This window comes from Janthinobacterium saanense (genome assembly GCF_014200675.1).
GTDB lineage: Bacteria > Pseudomonadota > Gammaproteobacteria > Burkholderiales > Burkholderiaceae_D > Janthinobacterium.
Genome location: NZ_JACHCI010000003.1, coordinates 1 through 21823, shown reverse-complemented (window position 1 = coordinate 21823; position 21823 = coordinate 1). Strand labels below are relative to the sequence as shown.

General features: G+C 57.8%; 14 protein-coding genes and 1 rRNA gene. 4 read left to right on the top strand and 11 right to left on the bottom strand.

From position 1 onward, the window contains the following. The first annotated feature begins 37 nt into the window (after positions 1 to 37). Genes HDE72_RS05295 through HDE72_RS05285 form a run of 3 tightly spaced genes read left to right on the top strand, consistent with a single transcriptional unit; the run spans position 38 to position 3618 of the window. Positions 38 to 1567: an ABC transporter ATP-binding protein gene (locus HDE72_RS05295; RefSeq protein WP_183738294.1), complete on the top strand. Its 1530-nt coding sequence runs from the start codon at positions 38 to 40 to the stop codon at positions 1565 to 1567. Then, on the top strand, positions 1564 to 2643 hold the full coding sequence (locus HDE72_RS05290) for an ABC transporter permease (protein ID WP_183737709.1): 1080 nt from the start codon (positions 1564 to 1566) through the stop codon (positions 2641 to 2643). The genes HDE72_RS05295 and HDE72_RS05290 overlap by 4 nt, the downstream gene beginning before the upstream one ends. 3 nt (positions 2644 to 2646) lie before the next feature. Next, positions 2647 to 3618, top strand: a complete 972-nt coding sequence (locus HDE72_RS05285; protein ID WP_183737708.1) for an ABC transporter permease — start codon at positions 2647 to 2649, stop codon at positions 3616 to 3618. A gap of 72 nt (positions 3619 to 3690) precedes the next feature. Here HDE72_RS05285 and HDE72_RS05280 read toward each other — a convergent pair whose 3' ends face one another. The 10 genes from HDE72_RS05280 to puuE form a co-directional block, all read right to left on the bottom strand. Then, a complete protein-coding gene (locus HDE72_RS05280; RefSeq protein WP_183737707.1) occupies positions 3691 to 4758 on the bottom strand; it encodes a S1/P1 nuclease in 1068 nt (355 codons plus the stop codon). Positions 4759 to 4760: 2 nt separating this feature from the next. Then, the gene (locus HDE72_RS05275; RefSeq protein WP_183737706.1) at positions 4761 to 5996 is read right to left on the bottom strand and encodes a phospholipase D-like domain-containing protein; all 1236 of its coding nucleotides are present in this window, start codon (positions 5994 to 5996) and stop codon (positions 4761 to 4763) included. A 21-nt stretch (positions 5997 to 6017) separates the two neighbouring features. Further along, the gene (locus HDE72_RS05270; protein ID WP_183737705.1) at positions 6018 to 7727 is read right to left on the bottom strand and encodes a bifunctional metallophosphatase/5'-nucleotidase; all 1710 of its coding nucleotides are present in this window, start codon (positions 7725 to 7727) and stop codon (positions 6018 to 6020) included. Between the two features lie 106 nt (positions 7728 to 7833). Then, entirely contained in the window at positions 7834 to 11244 is a 3411-nt protein-coding gene (locus HDE72_RS05265; RefSeq protein WP_183737704.1) for a TonB-dependent receptor, read from the bottom strand. Between the two features lie 818 nt (positions 11245 to 12062). Beyond that, positions 12063 to 13565, bottom strand: coding sequence for an adenosine deaminase family protein (locus tag HDE72_RS05260; RefSeq protein ID WP_183737703.1), 1503 nt, complete (start codon positions 13563 to 13565; stop codon positions 12063 to 12065). Between the two features lie 44 nt (positions 13566 to 13609). Further along, positions 13610 to 14917: a guanine deaminase gene (gene guaD, locus HDE72_RS05255; protein WP_183737702.1), complete on the bottom strand. Its 1308-nt coding sequence runs from the start codon at positions 14915 to 14917 to the stop codon at positions 13610 to 13612. 9 nt (positions 14918 to 14926) lie between these two features. Further along, complete coding sequence (gene xdhC, locus HDE72_RS05250) at positions 14927 to 16009, bottom strand: xanthine dehydrogenase accessory protein XdhC (protein WP_183737701.1); 1083 nt, start codon at positions 16007 to 16009, stop codon at positions 14927 to 14929. Continuing rightward, positions 16009 to 18363 (bottom strand): xanthine dehydrogenase molybdopterin binding subunit, encoded by a 2355-nt coding sequence (gene xdhB, locus HDE72_RS05245; protein WP_183737700.1) that lies wholly within the window; start codon positions 18361 to 18363, stop codon positions 16009 to 16011. The genes xdhC and xdhB overlap by 1 nt, the downstream gene beginning before the upstream one ends. Before the next feature lie 10 nt (positions 18364 to 18373). Beyond that, positions 18374 to 19840, bottom strand: a complete 1467-nt coding sequence (gene xdhA / locus HDE72_RS05240; RefSeq protein WP_183737699.1) for a xanthine dehydrogenase small subunit — start codon at positions 19838 to 19840, stop codon at positions 18374 to 18376. 99 nt (positions 19841 to 19939) lie between these two features. Beyond that, a complete protein-coding gene (gene puuE, locus HDE72_RS05235; RefSeq protein ID WP_183737698.1) occupies positions 19940 to 20890 on the bottom strand; it encodes an allantoinase PuuE in 951 nt (316 codons plus the stop codon). A 117-nt stretch (positions 20891 to 21007) separates the two neighbouring features. Between puuE and uraH the strand changes: the two genes are divergently transcribed. Then, positions 21008 to 21361 (top strand): hydroxyisourate hydrolase, encoded by a 354-nt coding sequence (gene uraH / locus HDE72_RS05230; RefSeq protein ID WP_035824942.1) that lies wholly within the window; start codon positions 21008 to 21010, stop codon positions 21359 to 21361. Positions 21362 to 21525: 164 nt separating this feature from the next. Here the strand turns inward: uraH and rrf are convergent. After that, positions 21526 to 21638 (bottom strand): 5S ribosomal RNA (gene rrf, locus HDE72_RS05225). Between the last annotated feature and the right edge of the window lie 185 nt (positions 21639 to 21823).

Genomic DNA, 21823 nt, shown 5'->3' with positions numbered 1-21823 from the left:
GCGGCGCGTTTCCATGAAACTATCTAGTTATGAACCTATGCAGCCAGCAGTAGAATTTCGCAGCATCTCCAAGCACTTTGGACATGTGAAGGCGAACAGCAACGTCAATTTCTCCATCGCCAAGGGCAGCATCCATGGCCTGGTAGGGGAAAATGGCGCCGGCAAATCGACCTTGATGAGTATCCTGTACGGATATTACCGTGCCGACGGCGGAGAAATCCTGCTCGACGGAAAAGTACAGCCTATCCGCAACAGCCAGGAAGCGATCAACCTGGGCATCGGCATGGTGCACCAGCATTTCATGCTGGTGGAGAACTTTACTGTTCTCGACAATATCATGCTTGGTACGGAAGGCGGCTTCCGCCTGGCCAGCCACCGCGCCGAAGCGGAAACCAAGCTGCGCGAAATTTGCGAGCGCTACCGCCTCGACGTCGACCCTTTGAGCAAGATCGAAGACTTGTCGGTCGGTGCGCAGCAGCGCGTGGAAATCCTCAAGCAGATTTACCGCAGCGCCAATATCCTGATCCTCGACGAGCCAACGGCCGTGCTGACGGCCCAGGAAACGGCTTCGCTGTTTGAAATCCTGCGCCTGTTCAAGGAACAGGGCAAGACCATCATCCTGATCACGCACAAGCTGCAAGAGATCCTGGAAATCACCGACAACGTCACCGTCATGCGCGGCGGCACGGTGGTTGGCGCCGTCGCCACTGCCGGTACGTCGAAAGAAGAGCTGGCCAATATGATGGTGGGCCGCCCTATCCAGAGCCATTTGCCGCGCGCGCCCTACAATCCGGGCGCCACGGTGCTGGAAGTGGCCGACCTGCAACTGGCTGATGAACAACAGGTAAAACTGCTGGCCGATATCGGCTTCAATTTGCGCGCTGGCGAGATCGTCGCGATTGCCGGCGTGTCGGGCAATGGCCAGAGCGAGCTGCTGGAAATCCTGTCGGGCATGCGTTTGCCAAGTTCGGGCAAGCTGCGCTTCCTGGACAAGGACTTGCCGTTTGGCAAGCGTACCGATGCCGACGGCTTGCCGTTGACCTTCCGCAAACTGGGCATCGCCCACATCCCGGAAGACCGCTTGCGCGATGGCGTGGTGAAAAATTTCTCTGTCATGCACAACACCATCCTTGGTTATCAGGACAGCCTGAAAAACCGCTGGGGCCTGTTCAACTTCAAGGCCATCGGTGCGCGCTGCGCGGAATTGCTGAAGACCTTTGACGTGCGTCCGGCCAACCCGGATCTGCGCATCGGTCTGCTGTCGGGCGGTAACCAGCAAAAAGTGGTGATCGCGCGCGAAGTGCTGGCAAAACCGAAAATGATGCTGGTCGGCCAGCCGACACGCGGCGTCGATATCGGCACCATAGAAAGCATCCACAGACAATTGCTGGCCCTGCGCGATAGCGGCGTGGCCATCCTGCTGGTGTCGGTCGAACTGGAAGAAGTGCGGGCGCTGGCCGACCGTATTCTGGTCATGTGCGGCGGACGCATCACCGGCGAACTGAAAATTGAAGAATTCGATACCACCCGCATCGGTCTCTTGATGGGGGGAATGCATAAATCATGAATAACGACCTGCCACGCTGGGCGACAGCCTTTGTCATGCCCATGTTAAACCTGCTGTCGGCCTTGCTGGTCGCAGCCCTGGTGATTCATCTGCTGGGTGAAGACCCGCTGGAATCGCTGTCCATCCTGGTCCACAGCGCCGTGCTCAATCCGGAAGGCCTGAGCTACACGCTGTTCTATGCCAGTACCTTTATTTTCACCGGCCTGTCGGTCTCGGTGGCGATGCAGGCTGGCCTGTTCAATATCGGCAGCGAAGGCCAGATGTATATCGGCGGCCTGGGCTTGACGGTGGCCATGCTGGCCTTCGACCATACCCTGCCTGCCTGGCTCTTGATTCCGGTCGCCATGATAGGCGCGGCGCTGTTCGGCGCGCTGTGGGGCTTCCTGCCTGGTTATCTGCAAGCCAAGCGCGGCAGCCACATCGTGGTGACCACCATCATGTTCAACTTCATCGCGGCCAGCCTGATGAACTTCGTGATCGTGAAATACCTGATCCCGCCAGGCGAGCAAAACACCGCCAGCCGCGTATTTGCGGACGCCGGTGCCATGCCGCTGCTCAATACCTGGTTCCCGTCGCTGGGCGACACGCCGCTGAACATCAGCTTCCTGCTGGCAATTGTTGCGCTGGTCATCTACGGTGTGATGGTCTCGCGTTCCTCGTGGGGTTTCAAGCTGCGCGCCACGGGCTTGAACAAGCACGCAGCCCACTATGCAGGCGTGTCGATCAGCAAGATGATCATCATCGTGATGCTGATCTCGGGCGCGCTGGCGGGCCTGGGTTCGGTCAACTCCGTGATGGGCTCTACCCATTACCTGTCGCTGAACTTCGTCGGTGGCGCCGGTTTCGTCGGTATCGCGATTGCCCTGATGGGCCGCCAGCATCCGGTCGGCATCTTCCTGTCGGCGGTGCTGTTTGGCGCGCTGATCCAGGGCGGCTTCGACCTGTCGCTGGAAAAACCGAATATCCCGACTGAAACTTTCATCTTTATCCAGGGCTTGATCATCCTGTTCTGCGGCGCGATGGAAAACTTCTACGCCCCGGCTATTTCCGCCCTGCTCAAGCGCATCAAAGGCTAAACCATGACACTCGACGACTTTCATTTCGCCAGCATCCTGGTATCGACCGTGCGCAATGCGCCGGTACTGATCTTCGCCGCCATGGCTGGCCTGTTCGCCGAACGCAGCGGCATGATCGACATCGGCCTGGAAGGCAAGATCCTGGCCAGCGCGTTTGCCTCGGCGGCCGTCGCCTACACCACGCAAAACCCGTATTACGGCATGGCCGTCGGCATGCTGGTGTGCGTGGCCCTGGCCCTGCTGCAGGCCTATGTCAGCATTACGCAAAAGGGTAACCAGCTGGTGGCCGGCATGGCGATCAACATCGCCATGAGCGGACTGACTTTTGTTCTGGCGCAATTTTTCTTCCAGCAAGGCGGCCGCACGCCCGACCTGGGCAATGCACGCCTGTTCGACGTGGTCTTGCCGGGTACCCAGTATGTGGAAAACATTCCCTTCATCGGCTGGGTCTACGCTCACCTGATCGGCGGCCATTCCATTTTGGTCTACCTGGCGTTCCTGTTGATACCGCTGGTGCACTGGTTGCTGTACCACACGCGTTTCGGCCTGCGCCTGCGCGCCTGCGGTGAAAACCCGCATGCGGCCGACTCGGCCGGTATCAGCGTGGAAGCGACCCGCTACCTGGCCATGCTGGTGGCCGGCATCCTGTGCTCGTTCTCGGGCGCCTACCTGGCCATCGTGCAAAGCGGCTTCTTCCTGCGCGACATGTCGGCCGGCGCCGGCTATCTGGCCTTGACGGCCATGGTGTTCGGCAACTGGCGTCCTGTGTACACCTTCCTCGGCTGCCTGATGTTCGGCTTCTTCAGCGCCATCCAGATCCAGATCGAAGGCGTGGACTTGCCTATCGTGGGCCGCATCCCCGGCTCGCTGATCCAGATGGTGCCGTACGTCGTCACCGTGATCGTGCTGGCAGGCTTGATGGCGAAATCGGTCGCGCCGAAAGCGATCGGCATACCGTTCGTCAAATCGCGCTAAGTTGCCCTTAGCCCGATGCAAAAAGCGAAGCCCACGGGCTTCGCTTTTTTTATATCCGCATGATGCGGTGATTTATGGCCAGATCGCCTGCAACAGCGATGCCAGATGATAACCACCCTCGATCAGCTGCTGCTTCGCCAGCGCCGAACTGGGCACTGGGTAATTGTCCGGCACCGTCAAGGCCCACACATTGTAGACATCGCCCTTGCGGCTGGTCTGCTGCGTGGCGGGACCGGCCACCACATCGGTGTACGCTATTTTTGACGCGGCCAGCGACTCGTCCGCCCATTGGTACGGCCAGGTGACCGGGTCGCCCGTATTCACGCTCACCTGCGGCTGGCTGGCGATCACTTTTCGGGCAAATTGCTCAGGCGTGCGTGTGCTCAAACGGCGCATGGCGTAATCGACTACCGTTGTATCCCAGTAGGAATGCAGCGGCTTGGTCGGCGATTTCGGATACGTGCTGGCCGGCTTGGCCGCGCCCTCTTCCGCTGGCAAGGGCGCAGGGATGGTAGCGTCCGACAGGGCCGTGATTTTCGCATCGTCCAGCAACAGGTTGTTACCGCCACGCGCATCGAAAATCGCCACTTCATCGACTTGCGCCTGCGTGGCTGGCACCACGAAATGGCCATCCTTGGCCACGAACGCAGCGCCCACGTGCAGCGGCTGGTGGATATCGCCCACCAGGTGGGTGATCAGGATCAAAGCCTGGCGTTTGGTGAACTGGTGCGGATTGGTCGCCGGATCATCTTTGCCTTGCAGCACCAGAATTGCCTGCTTCAAGGTTTGCACGATATCGTCGTCGGCGCTGCCCACGTCATGGTCGTGGTAATGCGCGTTCTGGAAGGGAATATCCGTGTAATGGTATTCGCTATGCTTGGGATTGGCCGCCACATAGGCCAGCATTTCCGGCGTTTGCGGACCGCAATACGTACCCTTCACGCAATCGGGCCAGTTGGCGATCTTTTCCAGGCTTTCGCCAGGCAACAGCAATTTGTTCAATTCGGCCTGAGCCACGCTGCCCTTGAGCAACTGGTCGGCGATGGCGCCCACGGCACGGTGGCCATCATTACCCCAGGCCAATACATTGCCTGTCGCGAAAGCGGCGCCCAGCGCCAGCACACATGCTATTTTTTTCATGCTCATTCCTTCCCGGCTAGCTGCGGCGTGCCTTTGGCAGGCTTGGGATAATGTTTATTGATATCAATAGGCTGGGCGTACGGCGAGCTCCAAGTCTGTTCGTGCAGGGCTGCCAGGCGTTGCGCCATGGCTTCATTACGCATTACCACTTCCAGGTTGCGCGACAAGTCCATATAGCCGCCCGACCAGTTGCTGGTGCCTACCCAGGCCAGCTTGCCGTCGATGACCATGGTCTTGCTGTGGATCACGCGGGCAAACGGGATAAAACCGGTCGAGGCGGTGGGGATCGTGACGATGCGGATTTCCACGTTTGGCACCAGCGCCAGGCTTTTCAAATAAGCCATGGCAGGCTCTTCCGTATTCCAGGCGGACACCATCAACTTGATCTTGACACCGCGCGTGGCGGCGGCGCGCACCGCATTGTCGATCACGGCGTAGTAGGGACGCGTGCGGTTCGGGCCATACGACAGCGGTGCGTAGTCGAGCAGCTGGATGCGCACTTCGCTTTTCGCTTCCGCCAGCAAGGCAGGCAAGCCGGTTTCCGAATCGCCCACACCGGCTGGGTTATACGCATTCGGGCTGGCCAGCAAGAAAGCATTCTGTGCGTAGTTCGCAGGCACTTCCTTGCTGTTGAGCACTGTAGCGCGGCCGCCTTGCGAGGTCAAAGCCTGCGCCTGCCAATCCTGTTCAAAGATGGCTTGTACCTGCTTCACAATGGTCGGCTCGGTGATCTTCAAGCCCGTTTCATGGATGTGTTCGAACGAGCGCCAATCGAAGTTCTGACTGCCGACATAGGCGACCTGGCCATCGACGGCCAGGTATTTGGCGTGCACGATGCCATTGCCCGTCACTTTGTTGTAATCGATGATGCGCAATTCCAGGTTCGGAATCGCCTTGATGCGCGCTATCGTAGTCGCTTCCGACAGGCCCACGCCTTTCTGGTCGAGCAGGAAGCGGATTTTGACGCCACGCTGGCCCGCGGCCGTCAGGCTGGCCAGCACTTTTTCAAAGGCCGTGCCCGGTTTGCTGACGGCGTAGAACTGGGCGATGACGATCTCTTTCTTGGCGGAATCGAACAGCTCGCTCCAGACCACGGCCGGCTCGCGCAGGTCGGGATTGGTCAAGCTCGTTTCCACGGGTGACGTGTGCACCAGCTCAAAGCCGGGTATCGTGAAATCGGCGTGGGCACTGCCTGCGAACAGGCTGGACAGCAGAACGGAGAATAAGAGACGACGCATGGTTTTTTTCCTTGGGTTGAATTATTTGACGCGCACGATGCGGCCGGCGGCGGTGGTGCTGCCTGCCGGTTTGCCGCTGCGTGCACGGTCGATCAGATAGTCGCTGAAGGCGTCGATGTCGCGCACACCCGTGTCGAGCCGGCGCGTGCCTTGCGCCAGCACGCTGAAACGGTCGCCGCCACCGGCCAGGAAATTGTTGGCGGCGACACGATATTGTTCACTATCATTGAGCGCCACGCCATTCAAGGTGATGCTGCCCGGCAGTACGCGCTGGCCTTGCGGGCGCGTACTATCCCAGCGGTAGCTGAAGCCTTCCGATACTTGCAGCAAATTGCCATCTTCGGCATCCGCATCGAGCCATTGCTGTTCCAGCAGGGCGCGGATTTGCGCGCCGGACAGGCTGACGATCGTCAGGGTGTTACCGAACGGCAGCACCGCCTGGTTCTGGCCCACATTGGTCATCAGATCCGCACCCGCCTCCAGGTCCTTGCGGATGCCGCCATTATTCATCAGGCCAATTTGTGCACCGGCAGCGCGCGTGCCAAACAAAGTACTGTCAGCCACCATATCGCCCAGCGGCGACTCGCCACTACCCTTGGTCTCGCGGCCTACGACAGGCACGGTAATCGCGGCCACAGGACGCGACAACGCTTGCAGACTGCGTTCTTTAATCAAGGCCAGGTAAGCGGCCACGGCTGGGTCCGGCGCATAAGCGCCCGGCAACATGACAACGTTCTGCGCATTAGCGCTCAGCACGGTATTCTTGGCGGGGTCAACCTTCAGCTTGATGCGCGTCAACATATGCCCGCCCATTTCTGCTTGCGTCACCAGCCGGCCATTGACGCGGCACAAGTAGCCCTTGTGCGAGTGACCGCTGATGACCACTTGAATCGCCGGATCGAGGCGTTTGGCGATGTCGACTACCGGCCCCTTGAGTTTGCTGCAATCGGCCTGGTCAACCGCCTCTTCCGTCTCGCCGCCTTGATGCAGCAAGACCACGAACACGCCCACGCCCTGCGCGCGCAAGGCGGGCAAGGTAGCGTTGATGGCGTCGGCTTCATCGCCAAATTTCAAGCCCACGATACCACTGGCCATGACGACCGAGGCGGTATTTTGCAGCACGGCGCCGATCAGGCCCACCTTGACGCCATGCGCTTCTTCAATCTGGTAGGCAGGCAATAGCGGCTTGCCCGTTTGCGTATCGATCACATTGGCGGACAGATACTGATAACGGGCGCCGGTAAAGTCAGGCGCAAATTTGCAGGCCTTGTCCGCACGGACCGACTCGCAGCCGCCGCGTTGCTGGCGCAGCAATTCCGCCTTGCCCTGGTCAAATTCATGGTTGCCCACCGAACTGGCTTTCATGCCCAGCATATTCATGGCCACGATGCTCGGTTCATCGGCCCACAACGACGACATGCCAGGGCTGGCGCCTATCAGGTCGCCATTGCCGACAAAAATCAGTTGCGCATCTTCGCGACGCCACGCCGCCAGGGCGCCGGACAAGGTATCGATGCCACCCGCATCCACCGTCTTGCTGGCAGGGTCGCTCACGCTGGTGTAGCTGAACTTGCTGCGGTCGAGATTGCCGTGGAAGTCGTTGAGGGCGACCAGGTTCACTTCAACCGGGCCGCTGCGCGCAGCAATCGGGGCGGGAGCAAAATGGCTGCAGGCCGACAGGGCCAGGATCAGGGCCGCGCTGGCGACCGGTGTGCGTAGAAAGTGAGCCATGGAATTCGTATTCTGTAAAAAGGGGAAAGAGTAAACCATCTTGCCTATAAAAAAAACGGCTGGTGTCGCCACCAGCCGTTTTTTAAGTTACACCGACATTACGACATCAGAATTCGTACTTGACGGTAGCTTGCACTGCCCACTGCGACTCACCCGCGGTTTGACGGGTTTGCAGGCTCGATACAGGGCGGGTGTTGTAGATATAACGGCCTTGTGCATCGATACCCATATAGTCAACAAAGCTGCGCACCAGACCACCAGCACCTTGGAACGGCACCTCCGTGATATGGCCCCAGTTACGGTTGATCATATTGCCTACGTTCAGGAAGTCCAGGGTAACGATACCTTTATTACCTTTGAAAAAGCCCGGTACTTCCTGGCTAATACGCATGTCGAAGTTATTGGTCCATGGCGCAAAGCTCTTGTTACGATTGACAACGCCACCTGCCGAATTGCGCAGATCGCCATTGGCGTTCACGACGGCCCAGAAAGCGGCTTCGTTGGCGGCGCGCGCCGCTGGCGTTGCGCCATAGAACGCGACTTCGCCGGAGCCCGGTGCTTTCGGGATGTACAGCAAGTCATTGCCAGCCAAGCCGTCGCCATTCATGTCGTTGTTGAACGTCCAGCTGTATGGCTTGCCGCTACGGCCTTCATAGAACATGCCGAAGCTGGTGCGATACTCGCCGAAGAAGCGTTTTTGCCAGGTAACGTTGGCAGTGAAGCGATCCTTGACCAGATAGTTCGAGTTGGACGCGACGTTTTCGTTCGGATTGAACACGGCACGGCCACCCCAGTTCGAGCTGGAAGTCGACGAAGTCAGCGGCGACACTTCAGTGGCGTCCGTGTAGGTGTACGAAGTACCCCACGACAGGCCGTCACGCATCGGGCTGCGCAGCGACAGGGTCAGCAGATTGCCTTCGCCCTTGTCGGTCTTGGTTGCTTGCAACACTTGGCCAAAGGCGGCGTTGTTGGCGCCTTTGGTGCGGGTCGTACAACCGGTGCCACCGGTCAAGGCGCCCGAAGCATTCCAGCAATTCGGGTTGTAACCGTTGTCCGAGTAGTACAGAGGACGGCCGTCGCTACCGACGCGGTTCGGTGCGCCCAGGTTCAACTCTTGATAATAAATCGCATCCTTGGTCTTGGTGCGCAAGTATTCCGCGCCCACGACCAGACCGTACCATGGCAGCTCATGTTCGAATGCCAGGTTGGCTTTCCAGACCGATGGCTGGGCCAAATTGGTTGCCAGTGTATCAACCTTTGCAGCAGGAATCGTGCTGACCACGTTGGTCGGCTGTTTGTTTGGATCCGGGCTGAAAAAGCCACCATCAGACGGGCAAGTACCGGCAGCATAGGTGCAGCTGATGTTACGCAGCACGACACCAGTGTTCTGGAAAGGATTACCCAGCCAGACTGCCAGCGCAGCGCCTTGGAACAGACCGAAGCCGCCGCGTATCTGGGTTGGGCGTGCAGTGTCGAACTTGTAGTTGAAGCCAGCGCGTGGCTGATACAGATTCTGGCCATCGATGGTGTGGGTATTGTCGATACCGAAACCACCAGTTTGACGGCCATTCACCAATGGGCCGACTGGCAAGGCAGCGATATCATTGCGCAGCGGCTTGTCGCCGATGCGGGCACCATCAATGCGCAGACCGGCACTCACCGTCAGCTGTTTGTTGACGGTCCACGTATCTTGCACGAACAGGCCGATGTTTTTCAGATTGAAACGGGCGATAGCGTCATCGAGCGTGCTGCCTGGAACGGCTGCTTGCAAGTTGTAGACAGTCGGACGGCCAAGGCTGAAGTTTTCGAGGATAGCGGCCTGGATGCGGGCTGCAGTCGCGGTCGCGCCGGTGCAGAGGAAATTACCGCTTTGATCGAAGGAATACTTGATCTTGTCGATACAGCCAAAGGTGTAGTTACCGTTGACGTTCTGCAAGAACGCATTATAAATCTTGTTCTCGCTGTAATCCGTGCCGAACTTGACTTCATGGTCGCCCACGTTCCAGTTGGCGCCAAAGTAGGCGTCACGGGTGTCGGTGCGCAGCACGTTCATTTGACGGCTTTGCTCGGTACCGAAATTGAGGAAGCGGTCAGTACTATTCAGACCAGTCGCACCGTCCGGCACTGGACCGGAGAAGCGGAAACCAATCGACGGCAGCTTGGCATTATTATTCGGCACGCTATTATATTTGCGGCTCGACACCTTGACCTCGGTCGAGAAAGCCGGACTCCACTCGGCCGTCCATTGGCCAACGACAGTTTCCAGGCTCTTTTGCTGGGAATACCAGTACGAGCTCAACGAAATACCGGTCGGGCTGAAGCCGACGAAAATCGGCTCAGCCTGATCACTCTTCGAGTAACGCAACATCACGCGCTGGGTATCGGTCAAGTTCCAATCGAGCTTGAGCAGTTTCTCAGTGGCGGTAAATTCGGTACCGCTTGGGATGGCCGAGCTGCCGATATCCATGCCATATTTGTCTTTGGCAATCGCGATAGCGCTGTCGATGGCCGACTGCGAGATGGCAACGTTGGTAGCCGAGCTGCCGATTGGGCCAAATGACGGCGAGCTGCGCGAGCTTGCTGTTTTCTCATAGTTCGCAAACAAGAACAATTTGTCCTGGATCAAAGGTCCACCCATGGTGATACCCTTGGTGGTGTCCTTTGACTTTGGTGCTGCCGCATACGTGCCAGCGGTATCGTTGTAACGGTCGCCTGCCAGTCTATCGTCGCGGAATACATAGTACACACTGCCTTTGACAGTGTTGGTACCCGATTTGGTCACGGCGTTGATGTTGGCGCCGGTATAGCCCTTTTGGGTCACATCATAGTTGGCGACGTTCACTTGCACCGACTGGATCGCTTCGATCGAGATCGGCTGTTTGCCGGTAGCAGTACCAGAAGCTTCCAGGCCGAAGGTATCGTTCACAGCCACGCCGTCGATGGTCATCGAGTTGTAGCGCGAATTTTGGCCACCCATCGAGATTTCACCACGGCCTTTGTCGGTTTGCGACAAACGCGGATCGACGCGGGCATAGTCTTGCAGGCTGCGCGAGATCGACGCCTGGGTTTGCAGATCAGTGTTGCTGATGCTGGTGCCGGCGCCCATATTGGTGCTATTGAAAATCTGCGCGCGGGCGGCGTTGCCGCTCACTTTCACGACCTGCATTTCAGGGGCGCCCAGGGTAGCGTCCACGTTGGCCGTTTCAGCCAATTGCAGGAACACGTTTTCGCGTTTTTCCACTTCACCGTTTTTGGTGACGGTGATCGTGTAAGGACCGCCCGCACGCAAGCCGCGCGCAACGTAACGGCCTTCCGCATCGGTCGTCACATTGCTGACGGAGCCCGATTCGGTGTGCACAATGGTAACGACGGCGCCTGCAGCAGGCTTGCCATCACCAGCGGAAATACGTCCGCCGATAGCGGACGTGGTGTTCTGTGCGAACGATGGTGCCGCCGCCAGTGCAATAGACAGGCTTAACGCGATTTGCGTTAGCCGAAGTCGTTTGTGATTGATCATCTTTAACCCCAGAAAAGACTATTATTTTTTGAGAATCCTGGCTTGCTCTGGTGCCTGGCTAGGCCACACACCATCACCAACACAAGATTCCCTCTTTACGATGCTGCAACTGTTACGCCGGCTGGACTGGCAACGGACCTTGACGGGGACCGGCCTGGCTGCGGGCCTCTGCTGGACCCTGCACTGCCTGCGCTTCCTGACACAAACCATCCATATTCAAGCAAAAAACGAATGACTCACTTGCTTCATTCGCAATAACGCAGGGCGCTAGCTCCTTTGTCATTCACTTAACAAACTTGACCGGACGTACAGGCCAGGCGGCAGTGTAATTGTTAAATATGTCAGGACTGTGACACGGCTATGACTCGTCGTGAAATTCGACACATCCTTGTGCGACGAATGATTTCACTGGACTTGTCATCTGGATCTACTGCAAATGCCCGATAAAGACCACCTCGAAGAGGTGAAATGTGACTTTTTAATATCAGTCTGATCTCACTATGCATCATCAAAAAATGGATGACAAATACGTTTTACTTTAGATATTTATATACAAAAAGTATAAATACCAGGTCAGAAATCGGGAATTTGATATCGTCTTCGCATGGTCCGGGCCTATGGCGCGAAATTATAAATGAGCAATATGTGCTTGAAATTGATTCAATTAGGAAATCATATAAAGATATGCATCTGCCGTTAATTGTGTCGCTTGGCCGCCACAGAGTTGCCAATCAATCATCAATTAAGGTAAAAGGAAGAAAGAAAAACGGCCGGAAAATCCGGCCGCAGAATCACGTAAATTTTAACTATCAAGCAACTTACGGCTTGCTGCCTTTGACAGGCTGATCAGACGCAGCGACCTGCGCCTCAAATTTCGCAAAGCGGACATCAAGTGCTTTCAGCAAACGTTGTTTATCCGCATCAGCCAGGAAGGAGTAACGCAAGCTGTTGTAAGACAGCTTCTTGATTTCCGCGTAATCGGTCTTGTACTGGCTGGCAAACAAGACATACTCATTCGACAAGGTGTTACGCGATACGCCGGCATCATCGGTGGAAATGACGAACGGCACGCCGTACTTGCGGTACAAGGTCACTGGATGGGCCTGGCCCTTGATACCCAGGATGTAATCGTTGCTGGTCAGGTTCACTTCCACGGGAATGCCGCGCTCGCGCATTTTCTGCATGGTGGCCAGGGCATTGTGCTCATAGGCGATATCCATGCCGTGACCGATACGGTCAGCGCCAGCCACATCGACGGCTTCGGCGATGTGGAAGGCCAGGCCTTCCGGCGGCACCATGCCCAGCGCCAGTTCACCGGCATGCAGGGCGATCTTCACGTGCGGATACTTGGCCTTGAGGAACTTGAACATTTCCATGTGCAGGCTGTAATCGCGCATCGATACATTCACGCTTTCCTGGCCCACGATATTGACGCCCACCACCAGCGGGTTCAGGCTGGCAGCCTTGAAGGCGGCGACCATCGACGAAAACACTTGTGACGGCGACAGGAAGCGCAGCACATAAGCCTGGTAGCGCATGGTGAAGTTGGCGTCGTCGATGCCGGCGCTACTGGTGTTCACGTTATCGTTATAGGCGGTGATGCTTTTCTGGAAGGCAGCGTCCTGCTCCAGGTTGTGCGTCCAGCCGGCTAACAGGGTGTGCAGCGCGGCCGGCGTCAAGCCTGGCGCCAGCGCCTGCTGGTCGAACTGTGGATTCGATATGAAGGGCGACAATTCGAAAATGGTTTCGATATAGCTCAGGTTTTCGGCGATGGCGCGCTGCTTCAGGGTTTTCAAGCCATCGGCGGTATTGGTCGAGGCAACCGGGCCGAAATAGCCAAACGTATCAAAAAAGGTACGGTCAGGCGGGGTCTGGATGCCGCCATGGTTATAAAAATCCTTGGTCGACCAGCGCTGCAGCAATTCCGCATACAGGCCAGGATCGGCAAACACTTCCGACGAGGACAAGCAGTTGCGTTGGCCGGCCGGCTTGGCGCGCTCGGCGGCGATCACGTCTTTCTGGCTTTCGATGCGGTAGGTGGTCTTGTTGACGCAGTAGTTTTCCTTGTCGACCCAATCGAGAAATTGCTCAGCATAAATGGCGCCCGAGTAATGATGATGCAGATCGCCGCCTTTGGGCATCATGGAAAAGAACAGGTTCAGCTCGGCCGTCTTCGGCTGCGTGCCCGACACCAGCGCGGCGAAATGACGCGCGGTGGCCGCTTCGTTGGCCGCCGGGGTGGCGGCCGGGGTGACAGCATGAGCGACGCCAGATAGCGCCAGCATGGCGGCCAGGGTCAGAGCAGGGATTTTCTTTTGCATCAGCATTCTCAATAAGTGGGGTGTTCAGGAAAAGGTTCAGCCCGCTACCGCACATGCACGCAGTTGCCCCCCGAGTAAGTAGCAGCCACGCTGCGGTCATCGCCCAGCAAGGCGAAAGCAAACAACAACTCTTCCAGACTCTGGCAGGCAGCCGTGCGGCGTTCCAGCAGCGGCGTGGATTTTTTGTCGAGCACGATAAAGTCGGCTTCCGTGCCCGGCTTGAAATTACCGAGCGTGCCTTCGAGCTGCATGCTGCGCGCCGCGCCCAGGGTCGCCAGGTAAAACATGCGCATGGCGGGCAGATAACTGCCTTTCAAGCGTGCTACTTTATAGGCTTCGTTCATGGTTTGCAACATCGAGAAACTCGTGCCAGCCCCCACGTCGGTCGCCAGCGAGATCAGCATGCGCGCTGCATCGGCCTGTTCGAAATCAAACAGGCCACTGCCCAGGAACAAGTTTGATGTGGGACAAACCGCCGCCGCCGAGGCTGTCTCGGCCATGCGCTCACGGTCGCGCTCGTCGAGCCAGATGCAATGACCAAACATGGCGCGCGGGCGCAGCATGCCGTAGCTGTCATACACATCCAGGTAGCTGCGCGCCTGCGGATGCAATTGGCGCACCCAGCGGCATTCATCTTCGTTTTCCGATACGTGGGTCTGCAAATAAGTATCGGGGTAGGCGCGCGCCAGTTCGCCCGCCAGAAACATTTGTTCATTCGTAGAGGTGGGCACGAAGCGGGGCGTGATGGCATACAGCGAACGGCCGTGCTTGTGCCAGCGCTGTATCAGCGCTTCCGTTTCGCGTGCGCCCGACTCCGCCGTGTCACGCAAAAACTCTGGGCAGTTGCGGTCCATCATGACCTTGCCTGCCACCATGCGTAAACCACGCGCTTCACTGGCCGTAAAGAAGGCATCGACCGATTGCGGATGCACGCTGCCATACACCATCGCCGTGGTGGTGCCACAGCGCAGCAGCTCATCGAGAAAAAACTCGGCGACATCGCGCGCATGTTCCGGATCGGCAAAGCTGCGCTCGGTGGGAAAAGTATACGTTTCCAGCCATGGCAACAGGCCAGGGGCAGGCGAAGCGATCATTTCCGTTTGCGGGAAATGCAGATGGGTATCGATAAATCCCGGCACGATCAGCTTGCCCCGGTAATCAACAATGTTCGTGCCGGGCGGCAAGCTGGCCTGCAACTGTACAAAATCACCGGCAGCGACAATCTTGCCATCGGCCACGATCAGCAAGCCATCTTCATGCCAGGCATGGGCCTGCTCGCTGAAAGCGGGATCGGCGTGAAAGTGCAGCAAGCTGGCACGATAAGCTTGCGATGATACGGGTACTGTCAACATGAACTCTTTCTATAACTGATGAACTGCGCGCTTTTTGCGGCGCGCTGGCAGACTGGTAGACACCAGCCGCAGCGGTGTAGCCAGGGCTGCTTGTGCAGCTTCCTCCCACACCATTAATAATTGACAGGCAACCGAGGCGGCAATCACGGCCGGCGCCTTGTTGTGTATGCCCGGCATGCCGATAGGACATACCATGGCGGCGATACGTTCGGCGGGCACGCCGCGTATTTGCAAGCGGTGTTCAAACTGCTTGCGCTTGGTGTGCGAGCCGATCAAACCAAACCAGCCGCCATCCTCGCGTGCCATGATGGCTTCCGTCAAGCGCTGATCGAGCGCATGGCTGTGTGTCATGACCAAAAAGCTGCCACCGGCAGGCGCCATGGCGACGAATTCCTCGGGCATGTCGGTGGCGGCGATGCGCACATTATCGGGCATATGTGCGGGGAACATATCCTCGCGTTCATCGACCCAGGTGATATTACACGGCAAGTCGGCCAGCGCCCGCACGATGGCGGCGCCCACGTGGCCGGCGCCAAACAGTGTCAGATGCGCGCGCGGCGCCAGGCAAGGATCGATCAGCCAGCGCCGCCCGCTACCATCTTGCGCCACATGCGTACCCCTCTCGCGTGAAAAGGTTGTGGGTACATGCGCGGGCGCCTGCATGGGCGTACCTGCCAGCAAGTTTGTCTGTGCATCGAACAGGGCCGACACTGCGTCGCCATCGAGCGCCGTCACCCGCCAGCTATCTTGCTGGCGGCGCTCGCGCAACATCTCCAGCACCTGCGTCAAACCAGCATCGACCGGCTCGAAGACCAGATACACGACGCCGCCACAACACTGGCCCAGGCTGGGACCCAGCGCAAAGCGTTCCAGGCAAGCAGTATTGACGCCCGTCATCAGCATGGTCTTGGCGATTTCCACGGCGCGCAATTCCAGGTGGCCACCGCCTATGGTATCGACCTGGCCATCGAGGCTGACACGCATCTTTGCGCCCGCTTCGCGTGGACCCGAGCCTTCCACCAGGGCAACCGTCACCAGCACCGATGCCTGCGTGCCGTCTTCATTTCTTGACGCTGTCAGCCAGTCGCTCATCACCGCTCCTGCACCGGACTGGCTGCCGCTTGTACGGCCATCACCGCCTTGAGGATTTCTTCGCTGGTAGCGGGTGCGTTCAGCGGCGGTTGCACGCGATGGCCGGCCACGCTGGAAATGGCGTCGCGGATAGCAAAGAAAACGGAAAACGGCAGCAGCAGCGGCGGCTCACCAACGGCCTTGGAGCGGTGGATGCTGTCTTCCACATTGCGGTTGTGGAAGAGTTTGACGCGGAAGTCTTCCGGGCAATCGGAGACGCCGGGAATTTTATACGTCGATGGCGCATGCGTCATCAGCTTGCCCGCGCCATTCCACCATAATTGCTCCGTTGTCAGCCAGCCCATGCCCTGGATAAACGCGCCTTCCACCTGGCCGATATCAATCGCAGGATTGAGCGACTGGCCCGCATCATACAAGGCATCGGCGCGCAGCAGCTTCCATTCGCCCGTCAAAGTATCGACCACCACTTCGGCCACCGCGGCGCCATAGGCGTAATACGAAAATGGGTGGCCCGTCATCGTCTTTGCATCCCAGTGCAAACCGGGCGTGGCATAAAAACCGTCAGACCATAGCTGCACCCGCGCCAAGTACGCCTTTTGCACCAGCTCGGGAAACGCCACGACGTGACCATTCACGTGCACATGGTTATCAAAAAAATGCACCGACGCGGCATCGCCGCCATACAGTTTGACCGCGTAATCACCGAGCCGTTCACGGATCTGGCGCGCCGCATCCTGCGCCGCCTTGCCGTTCAGGTCGGCGCCGGTCGAAGCGGCTGTGGCCGAGGTATTGGCCACCTTGCTGGTATCCGTGGCCGTGGCCCGCACATGATGCAAATCAAGACCCAATTCATGCGCCACCACTTGCATGACCTTGGTATTGATGCCTTGCCCCATTTCCGTGCCGCCATGGTTAACCAGCACGGAACCATCCACATACACATGCACCAGCGCACCAGCCTGGTTCAGATGGGTAACGTTGAAGGCAATGCCGAATTTCAGCGGTGTGAATGCCAGGCCTTTCTTCAGGACAGGACTGGCTTCGTTATAGGCATCGATGGCGACGCGGCGCGCGCGGTAATCGCTGCTCTCTTCCAGTTCAGCCACAATCTCGTGGATCACGTTATCGACGATCTTCTGCCCGTAGGGCGTGACATTGCGCCCCTCAGTATCGTTGCGGCCATAAAAATTGAGCAGGCGGATATCGAGCGCATCGCGCTGCAAGTGGCGGGCGATTTCATCGATCACATACTCGATTGCAATCGCCCCTTGCGGGCCGCCAAAACCACGAAAAGCCGTGTTCGACTGCGTGTTGGTCTTGCCGCAGGCAGCACGAATGTCCACATCGGACAAATAATAGGTGTTATCGAAATGGCAGACGGCGCGCGTAGCGACGGGGCCAGACAAATCTGCCGAATAACCGGCGCGCGTGGTCATGTCGACCCTGGCGGCCAGAATTTTTCCGTCATCGTCGTAGCCCACTTCGTACTCATAATAAAAACAGTGGCGCTTGCCCGTCACCAGCATGTCGTCGTCGCGGTCGGCGCGCAGCTTGACGGGGCGTTTCAGTTTCGCTGCCGCAATCGCAGACGCTGCAGCCCACAGGGCCGATTGCGATTCCTTGCCGCCAAAGCCGCCACCCATGCGCCGGCATTCGACCGTGATGTTATGCGAGTGCACTCCCAGCGCATGCGCCACCACGTGTTGCATCTCGCTAGGGTGCTGGGTAGAACAGAGCACCAGCATGCCCTGCGCCTCTTTTGGAATCGCGTAGGAAATCTGTCCTTCCAGATAAAACTGTTCCTGTCCACCTACATATAACTGCCCTTTGACTACATGCGGCGCCGTCTCAAACGCCGCTTCAGCATCGCCACGCATCAAGCGCATCGGCGGCAGCACATACGATAACGCCGCTTTCGCCGCTTGTGGCGTCATGATGGCAGGCAATTCGTCATACGTGACTTGCGCCAGACGGGCCGCGCGGCGCGCATGGTCGTGCGTGTCGGCCACCACGATAAAGATGGGCTGGCCCACATACTGCACCAGGCCGGGCGCCAGGATGGGATCATCGTGAATGATGGGCCCGCAATCATTGGTGCCGGGAATATCCTGCGCCGTGTAGACCGCCACCACGCCGCGTGACGAACGCACGGCCGATAAATCCATGGCCGTAATGTGCGCATGCGGCATTTGTGACAGGCCCAGCGCCGCATGCAAGGTACCCTGCAACTCGGCAATATCGTCCGTATAAGTAGCTTGCCCCAGAACATGCAGTTCAGCCGATTCATGCGGACTGGGCTTGCCCACGGCGGCCCAGCTGGCCGCTTGCAATTCAGGCGAGGCAGGATGGTTCATGCTCTTCCTCTCAAGCGCGGCAAGCGTAGGCATTGACGGCGGTAGATGACAGCGGGGCGTCAGGCCGCGTTTCCAGCCAGAAACGACGCAACAGGTTTTGTGCGGTTACCATGCGATACGTATTCGAGGCGCGCATGTCGGACAGCGGCGCATAATCGTCGGCCAGCAAGCGCATGGCAATGACCAGGTTTTCTTCTGACCACACTTGCCCGTGCAAAAACGCTTCCGTTTGCGCAGCGCGTTGCGGCGTGGCCGCCATGCCGCCAAAGGCGATGCGCGCATCGAGAATCTGCTCGCCATCGAGGCGGAAGGCAAACGCAGCGCAGACAGCCGAGATATCCTGGTCAAACCGTTTCGCCAGTTTATAAGTGCGGAAATGCACGCCAGCACGTGGCAAGGGTACGTGCAGCGCCTCGACGAATTCGCCGGGCAGCAAGTCTTTCTTTTGATAGCCCAGATAAAAATCTTCCAGCGGCATGATGCGCTGGCCATTGGCGCCGCGCAAGACGATCTGCGTACCCAGCACGATCAGCCACGGCATCGAGTCGCCGATCGGGGAACCATTGGCCACATTGCCGCCCAAAGTACCGGCATTGCGAATGGGCAAAGAAGCAAAGCGCTGCCACAGCTCAGATAATTGCTCGGGATAATGCTGGCACAGGGCAGCGTAAGCATCGTTCAGGCTGGCGCCAGCGCCTATCTGCAGTTGATCACCGGCAATCGCGATGGTTTTCAAGGCGGCGACATTGCCGATATAAATGATCTCGCCCAGGTCACGCATCTGCTTGGTCACCCACAAGCCCACATCGGTGGAGCCGGCCAGCAGACAGGCTTGCGGCTTGTCGGCGCGCAATTGCACCAATTCGTCGAGCGTGCGTGGCGCATAAAATTGCTGCCCGTCTGCAATATAAGTCAACAAGCTGTCGCGCTGCAGGGCTTGCAAATGCGCCGCCAATGCCGCGCGATCAAAGCTGACTAGCGGCAATTCGCCCATGCGTTTTGCCGCAGCTATGATGGGACGGTAACCGGTGCAGCGGCACAAATTGCCCGACAAACTATCGTCTATTTCGCAGCGGGTCGGTGCCACGCCATGTTTATTCAAATACATGCCCCATAGCGACATCACGAAACCGGGCGTGCAAAATCCGCACTGGGAACCGTGACACTCCACCATCGCCTGCTGTACCGGGTGTAATGCGCCATCGGGCTGCTGCAAGTCTTCGACAGAAAACAGGGCCTTGCCATCGAGGGTGGGCGTGAGCTGGATGCAGGCATTGACGGCCTTCATTTCCACCTGGCCATTGACCAGGCTGCCGACAACGACCATGCAGGCGCCGCAATCGCCTTCGGCACAGCCTTCCTTGGTGCCGGTGCAATGCAGGTCTTCGCGCAAATGCTGCAAGACAGTCTGCGTGGGTGCAGCGTTGCGCACTTCCTGTACGGCGCCGCGGTAATAAAAACGAATAGCTTCTGACATGCTGGCCTCGGTATGGTCCCAGTCTTGAAGATTAACATCGGCACACGGGACAACTATATGCAAAGACTGATGTTACTTATCATGCCAACTCAATAAAGATTATTTGTATGGATGTATTGTGTGCCAGTGTTCGGCGATATCGATGCGGCGCGTGATCCACACCTGTTCATGCCCTTGCACGTAATCCAGAAAGCGCGCCAGCGCCGCCGCCCGGCCAGGACGCCCGACCAGGCGGCAGTGCAAGCCCACCGACAGCATCTTGGGCTGGTTCAAGCCGTTCGGATCGCCTTCCGCATACAGCACATCGAAAGCATCCTTCAAATAATCAAAAAACTGTGTGCCCGAGTTAAAACCTTGCATGGCAGCAAATCGCATATCGTTCGTGTCCAGGGTGTAAGGCACGATCAATTGCGGCTGCACGACCTGTACGCCGGCGGGATTCGTATAGCTGACCTGCTCCCAGAAAGGCAGGTCGTCGCCATAATAATCGGCGTCATAGCGAAAACCGCCATGCTCGACCACCAGTTTGCGCGTATTTGGCGAATCGCGCCCGGTGTACCAGCCTTGCGGGGCGGAACCCGTCAATTCGCGGATAATCTGCACCGCTTCTCGCATATGCTCACGCTCGGTGGCTTCATCCATATTTTGATAAGAAATCCAGCGCAAGCCATGGCAGGCGATTTCATGGCCCAGTTCCTGAAACGCCGCCACCGCTTCCGGGTTGCGTTTCAGCGCCATAGCGACGCCAAATACCGTCAACGGCAGCTTGCGCTCTTCGAACATGCGCAGCAAGCGCCATAGTCCGGCGCGCGAACCATATTCATAAATGGATTCCATGCTCAGGTGGCGGGCAGGAAAAGCGGTCGTGCCTATCATTTCCGATAAAAACGTCTCCGAAGCCTGGTCACCATGCAATACGCTGTTTTCCGCGCCCTCTTCATAATTGAGGACAAATTGCAGCGCAATCCTGGCCTTGCCCGGCCATTGCGGATGTACAGGTGTGCGGCCATAGCCGATCAGGTCGCGCGGATAATCGTCATAGCTGCTCATAGGTGTTCGCCTCGGTGGGGACTATATGAAATATATGCCCAATCATATCGCCGGGCACTGGCAGCGGTATATGATTTGCACGATAAGCACATTCACCTTGAACATATAGGATAGCAAATGGGAAAACTCAGCACGCACGTACTCGATATCGCCCACGGCAGGCCAGGCGCTGGCGTCAAGGTGGCCCTGTTTTCCGTCGCGCCGGAAGGCAAAGTCTTGCTGAAGATGGATATGACGAATAGCGACGGTCGTTGCAGCACGCCATTGCTGGAGGGAGACAGCATGAAAGCTGGCCAGTATGAACTGGTCTTCAACGCCGGCGACTACTTTGCCGCACAAGGCGTCGAACTGCCGTCGCCCCGCTTCATCGACCTGGTCACCCTGGCCTTCGGCATCGCCCATACCGATGAAAATTACCACGTACCGCTGGTCGTATCGCCGTGGTCGTATTCGACTTACCGAGGCAGCTAACCCCGGGGTCAGACCCCACAACCACCAGCACGATTCCTGCCACTATCAATGGCAGGGGGTCTGACCCCAGCCCTTGCCGTTGGGGTTAATCCCAGCAAAACCACCAGACGAAAAAAAACCCTCCCGGCATGCCGGAAGGGTTTTTCTCTTACTACGAATAACAAGCCTGACAATAACCTACTTTCACACTGGTTGCAGCACTATCATCGGCGCAAAGTTGTTTCACGGTCCTGTTCGGGATGGGAAGGGGTGGGACCAACTTGCTATGGTCATCAGGCATAACTTGTACTGGCATTTGTCCTCGATGGAGCGACAAAGCCTGAATCTGGAAGAAGCAAAGATTGGGTAATGAATAGTAGTATCAACAACACGCAACGTTGTACCGTCTTATCCTCTGTACCTGCTAAGGTTATAGGGACAAGCCGTACGGGCAATTAGTACTGGTTAGCTTAATGCATTACT